The organism is Streptomyces synnematoformans (assembly GCF_039531005.1).
Lineage (GTDB): Bacteria > Actinomycetota > Actinomycetes > Streptomycetales > Streptomycetaceae > Streptomyces > Streptomyces synnematoformans.
Genome location: NZ_BAAAPF010000396.1, coordinates 1 through 5,691, shown reverse-complemented (window position 1 = coordinate 5,691; position 5,691 = coordinate 1). Strand labels below are relative to the sequence as shown.

The window sequence follows — 5,691 nt, the reverse complement described above, 5'->3', positions numbered from 1 at the left end:
ACCCCTCGTACAGCTCCCGCCCCATCCCCGGGAACTGACTGCCCTGCCCCGTGAACAGAAACGCCGTCAGGTCCCGCGCCGACGCCACGTGCCCCGGCCGCTCCGCCTCCCCGGCCGCCAGCGCCTCCAGCTGCCGCACCAGCTCCTCGCGGTCGTCAGCCACCACCACCGCGCGCCGGTCGAGCGTCGCGCGCGTCGTCGCCAGGGAGCGGGCCAGAGACGCGAGGTCAAGGTCGTCCTCTCGCTGGCGCTCGACGTGGTCCCGGAGTCGGGCCGCCTGGTCGCGTAGCGCGGTGTCGGACGCCGCGGACAGCGGGAACGGAAGCGGTGCGGGGCGCGCGGGCGGCGGCACCGGCGCCGCCTCCGCCGCCTCCGCCGCCTCCTCCTCGGGGGCCTGTTCCAGCACCACGTGCGCGTTCGTGCCGCTGATGCCGAACGACGAGACCCCCGCCCGCCGCGGCCGGTCCGCCTCCGGCCACGGGCGCGGCCCGGTCAGCAGCGCGAGCGTGCCCGCGGAGAGGTCGACGTGCGGCGACGGCTCGTCCACGTGCAGCGTCGCGGGCAGCTCCCCGTGCCGCATCGCCTGGACCATCTTGATGATCCCCGCGACGCCCGCCGCCGCCTGGGCGTGCCCGATGTTCGACTTGACCGACCCCAGCCACAGCGGCCGGTCCGCGGCCCGGCCCTCGCCGTACGTCGCGAGCAGCGCCTCCGCCTCGATCGGATCGCCCAGCGGGGTGCCCGTCCCGTGCGCCTCCACCGCGTCGACGTCCCCCGGGCCCAGCCCGGCGTTGTCGAGCGCCGCGCGGATGACGCGCTGCTGGGAGGGCCCGTTCGGCGCCGTCAGCCCGTTGCTCGCGCCGTCCTGGTTCACCGCCGTACCTCGGACCACCGCCAGCACCGGGTGCCCGTTCCGGCGCGCGTCCGACAGCCGTTCCAGCGCCAGCACCCCGACGCCCTCGGCCCACCCCGTGCCGTCCGCCCCCGCCGCGAACGACTTGCACCGGCCGTCCGGCGCCAGCCCCCGCTGCCGGCTGAACTCCACGAAGACGCCCGGGCTCGTCATCACCGCCACCCCGCCCACCAGGGCCGTCTCGCACTCCCCGGCGCGCAGCGCGGTCACCGCCAGATGGAGCGCGACGAGGGACGACGAGCACGCCGTGTCCACCGTCACCGAGGGGCCTTCGAGCCCGAAGACGTACGAGACGCGCCCCGACTGCACGCTGGCCGCGATGCCGGTCAGCCGGTGGCCCGCCACCTCCGGCACGTTCTCGTGCAGGGCCGGGCCGTAGTCCTGCCGTACGCCGCCGACGAAGACACCGGTCGCTCCGCCGCGCACCGACGCCGGGTCGATGCCGGCCCGTTCGAACGCCTCCCAGCTCGTCTCCAGCAGCAGCCGCTGCTGCGGGTCCATCGCCAGCGCCTCGCGCGGCGAGATCCCGAACAGCTCGGCGTCGAAGTTCCCGGCGCCGTCGAGGAACCCGCCCTCGCGTACGTAGCAGGTGCCCGGCTTCTCCGGGTCGGGGTCGTGCAGGGCGTCGAGGTCCCAGCCGCGGTCGGTGGGGAACGGCGTCACGGCGTCGCGCCCGGCGGCGACGACGTCCCACAGGTCCTCGGGCGAGCGGACGCCGCCGGGGAAGCGGCAGGCCATGCTCACCACGGCGACCGGCTCGCGCGCGGCCTCGACCAGCCGTTGGTTCTCGCGCTTGAGCTGCTTCCCCTCGCGCAGCGACGCGCGCAGGGCCTCGACGAGGTTCTTGGTGGACGGTGCGGACGGTGCGTCGCTGCTCATCGCGTATCACCCGGGTCGGAGTCGGGGTCGGAGTCGCCCAGGGCCATGTCGATGAGGCTCTGCGCGTCCAAGTCGTCCAAGTCGTCCAGGTCGGGGGAGTCCGGGTTGTCGTCGCCCGTGCCGTCGGGCGACGGGGGCGGCGGCGCCGGGTCGTCCGCGGCCAGCGCGAGGAGCGCGTCCAGCAGCCCGGCCGCCCGCAGCCGCGCGGGCGACAGGGTCGCCAGCGCGGCGCGTACCGCCGGCTCGTCGGCGTCCGTCGCCGCCTCCCCGGCCCGCGGCTCCGGCGGGGCGGGCGCCAGCAGCTCGGCGAGGTGTTCCGCCAGCGCGTACGGCGTCGGCCGGTCGAACAGCAGCCCCGCGGGCAGCCGCAGCCCGGTCGCCCTGGTGAGGCGGTTGCGCAGCTCCACCGACGTCAGGGAGTCGAACCCCAGCTCCGCGAACGCCTCGTCCGGCGCCAGCGCCCCCGCGTCGACGTGCCCCAGCACCGCCGCCGACTCCGCGCACACCAGGTCGAGCACGGCGTTCCGCCGCTCGGTCGCGGTCAGGGCCGCGTCGGCGAGGCGCCGGGCCGGGGCCGCCGGGGTTCCGGCCGGGGCCGGCGCACCGCCGCGTTCGGGTACGGTCCGGCCGCCGCCCGGCGCCAGCCCGCGGAGCAGCGGCGGCACCTCGTCCCCCGCCCCGCGCAGCGCCGCCGGGTCCAGCTTCACCGGCAGCGAGACGGGGTCGGACCCCCGCAGCGCCGCGTCGAACAGCCGCAGCCCCTCCGCCGCGGACAGCGCACCCGACCCCGCCCGCGCCAGCCGCGCCCGGTCGCTCTCGCCCAGCCCGGCGTTCATCCCGCCCGGCTGGTCCCACAGCCCCCACGCCAGCGACACCGCCGGCAGCCCGCGCGCCCGCCGGTGCCGGGCGAGTGCGTCGAGGAAGGCGTTCGCCGCCGCGTAGTTCGCCTGCCCCGGCGCGCCCAGCGTGCCCGAGGCGGACGAGAAGAGCACGAAGAGCGCCGGGTCGGCGGCGCGCGTCAGCTCGTGCAGCGCCCAGGCCGCGTCGGCCTTCGGCGCGAGGACGGTACGCAGCCGCTCCGCCGTCATCGACGCCAGCACGCCGTCGTCGAGCACCCCCGCCGCGTGCACGACGCCGGTCAGCGGGTGCGCCGCCGGCACCCCGGCGAGCAGCCCGGCCAGCGCCGCCCGGTCCGCCACGTCGCAGGCCGCCACGGTGACCGCGGCGCCCAGCTCCGTCAGCTCCGCGGCGAGTTCGGCCATCCCGGGCGCCGCCGCGCCCCGCCGCCCGGCGAGGAGGAGGTGGCGTACCCCGTACGCGCTCACCAGATGGCGGGCGATCAGCCCGCCCAGCGCGCCGGTGGCGCCGGTGACCAGCACCGTGCCGTCCGGGTCGAGGGGCCGCGGCACGGTGAGCGCGACCTTGCCCCGGTGCCGCGCCTGGCCGAGGTGGCGGAATGCCTCGTCCGCGGCGCGTACGTCCCAGACCGTCAGCGGCGGCAGCGTGAGCGCGCCCTGCCCGAACAGCGCCAGCACCTCGGCGAGCATCTCGGCGATGCGCTCGGGGCCCGCGTCCATCAGGTCGTACGCCGCGTAGTCCACGCCCGCGTACGCGGCGCGTACGGCATCCGCGTCCCTGATGTCCGTCTTGCCCATCTCCAGGAACCGGCCTCCGGGTCGCAGCAGCCGCAGCGAGGCGTCGACGAACTCGTGGGCGAGGGAGTTGAGCACCACGTCGACCCCGCCGCCCGTGCCGCCCGCGCCGCGGAAGGCGGCCTCGAAGTCGAGCGTGCGGGACGAGGCCACGTGGTCCGCGGGCAGCCCCAGCGCGCGCAGCGCGGCCTGCTTGCCGGGGCTCGCCGTGCCGTACACCTCGGCGCCCAGGTGCCGGGCGAGCTGCACGGCCGCCGTGCCGACGCCGCCGGCCGCGGCGTGCACCAGCACCGACTGGCCCGGCTTGAGGGCGGCGAGGTCCACGAGGCCGTAGTAGGCGGTGAGGTAGACGACGGGGACGGTGGCGGCCTGCGCGAAGGACCAGTCGGGGGGCAGGGGCGCGAGCAGTCGCCGGTCGGCCGTCGCGAGCGGGCCGACCGCGCCCCGCACCATCCCGAACACCCGGTCTCCGGGCGCCAGGTCGGCGACGTCCGGCGCGGTCTCGACCACGACCCCGGCGGCTTCGGCGCCGATGGTCACCTCGCCCGGATACATGCCGAGGGCGCCGAGCACGTCGCGGAAGTTGAGCCCCGCGGCGCGGACGGAGAGCCGCACCTGTCCGGGTGCGAGGGGCGCGGTCGCCTCGGGGGCGGGCAGCAGCGCGAGGTGGTCGAGCGAGCCGGGTGCGGTGACGTCGAGGCGCCAGGCCGTGGTGCCGTCGGGCGGTACGAGCGCGGAGGCGGGCGCGGTGGCGCGGGCGAGGCGGGCGGCGAGGGGCTCGCCCGCGCGGAGGGCAAGCTGCGGTTCGCCGGAGGCGGCGGCCCGCGGGAGGGCGCGGAGGGACTCGGCGGTGCCGTCGGTGTCGATAAGGAGCAGCCGGCCGGGGTACTCGGCCGCGGCGGCGCGCACGAGGCCCCAGGCGGTGGCGGCGGCCAGGTCGGGGTCCTCGTCGGCGCCGACGGCGACGGCGCGGCGGGTGAGGAGGAGCAGGCGGCCGGCGGCGAAGCGGTCGTCGGCGAGCCAGGCGTTGACGGTGTCCAGCACGCGGACGGCGACGGCGTGCGCGGCGGCGGGGGCGTCGTCGGGTGCGTCGTCCGTGGTGACGGGGAGCACGAGCAGGTCGGGCGGCTCGGGCAGGGCGGCGGGGTCGGTGCCGGACACGGAGCGGGTACCGGGCGGCAGCGCGTCGAGGAGGCCGTCGTCGGCGGGGGCGTCGAGCACGGCCCAGGCGGCGGCCGTCTCGTCGGCGGGGCCCGCCGCGGGGAGGGGGACCCAGGTGAGCCGGTGGAGCGAGTCGGTGTCGACGGCCGGGGCGAGCGGGCGGAGCAGCAGGGTACCGACGGAGACGACGGGCCGGCCGGTCGCCGGGTCGGTGGCGTCGAGCGCGACGGCGTGGGCCCCCGTGGGGACGATACGTATCCGAAGGCCGCCGGCGTGCGTGCCGTGGAGCCGGACGTCCGTCCAGCTGAAGGGCAGGTATCCGGTGCCGTCCCCCTCGTCGCCGGTGAGGGCGACGGCGTGGAGGGCGGCGTCGAAGAGGGCGGGGTGCAGCGCGAACCGGTCGGCGCCGGGGGTGCTGCCGGCCGCGTCGTCGGCGAGGGCCACCTCGGCGAGGACCGCGTCCCCGTGCCGCCACGCGGCGCGCAGCCCCCGGAAGGCGGGGCCGTAGCGCAGGCCGGCGGCGTCGAGGCGTTCGTACAGCTCGGCCGGGGGAACGGGCGTGGCGCCGGGCGGCGGCCAGGGGGCGGATGCGGGGGCATCGGGGGCGGGGGCCTCGGGGGCGGTCCCGGTCGCGGTCGCGGTGCCGTGGGCGTGGCGGGTCCAGGGCGAGTCGTGGCCGTCGTCGCCCGCGGGGCGGGAGTGGACGGCGACCTCGGTGCCGTCGACGGTGACCTGAAGCTCGACGGCGCCGGTGGCGGGGAGGGCGAGGGGCGCGGCGAGGACGAGTTCGTCCAGGGTGGTGCGGCCGGTGTGCCGGGCGGCGTGGAGGGCGAGTTCGAGGAACGCGGTGCCGGGGAGGAGGACGGTGTCCCCGGCGGCGTGGTCGGCGAGCCAGGGGTGGGTGCGGAGGGAGAGCGTGCCGGAGAAGACGGTCACACCGTCGCGCTCGGCGAGTTCGACGGCGGGGCCGACGAGGGGGTGGTGGCCGCCGGTGGCGGAGGGCGGGGGCGCGTCGAGCCAGAGGCGTTGCCGCTGGAAGGGGTAGGTGGGGAGGTCGGTGAGGGAGGCGTCGGGGAGGAGGGCGGA

General features: G+C 78.0%; 2 protein-coding genes. Both read right to left on the bottom strand.

Annotated features, from left to right (window positions below; genetic code table 11):
- Positions 1-1,729 (bottom strand): type I polyketide synthase (locus ABD317_RS32875; RefSeq protein ID WP_344294858.1); only part of this gene is annotated, 1,729 nt, incomplete at its 3' end.
- A gap of 59 nt (positions 1,730-1,788) precedes the next feature.
- A partial coding sequence (locus ABD317_RS32870) for an SDR family NAD(P)-dependent oxidoreductase (RefSeq protein WP_344294856.1) occupies positions 1,789-5,691 on the bottom strand: 3,903 nt, incomplete at its 5' end.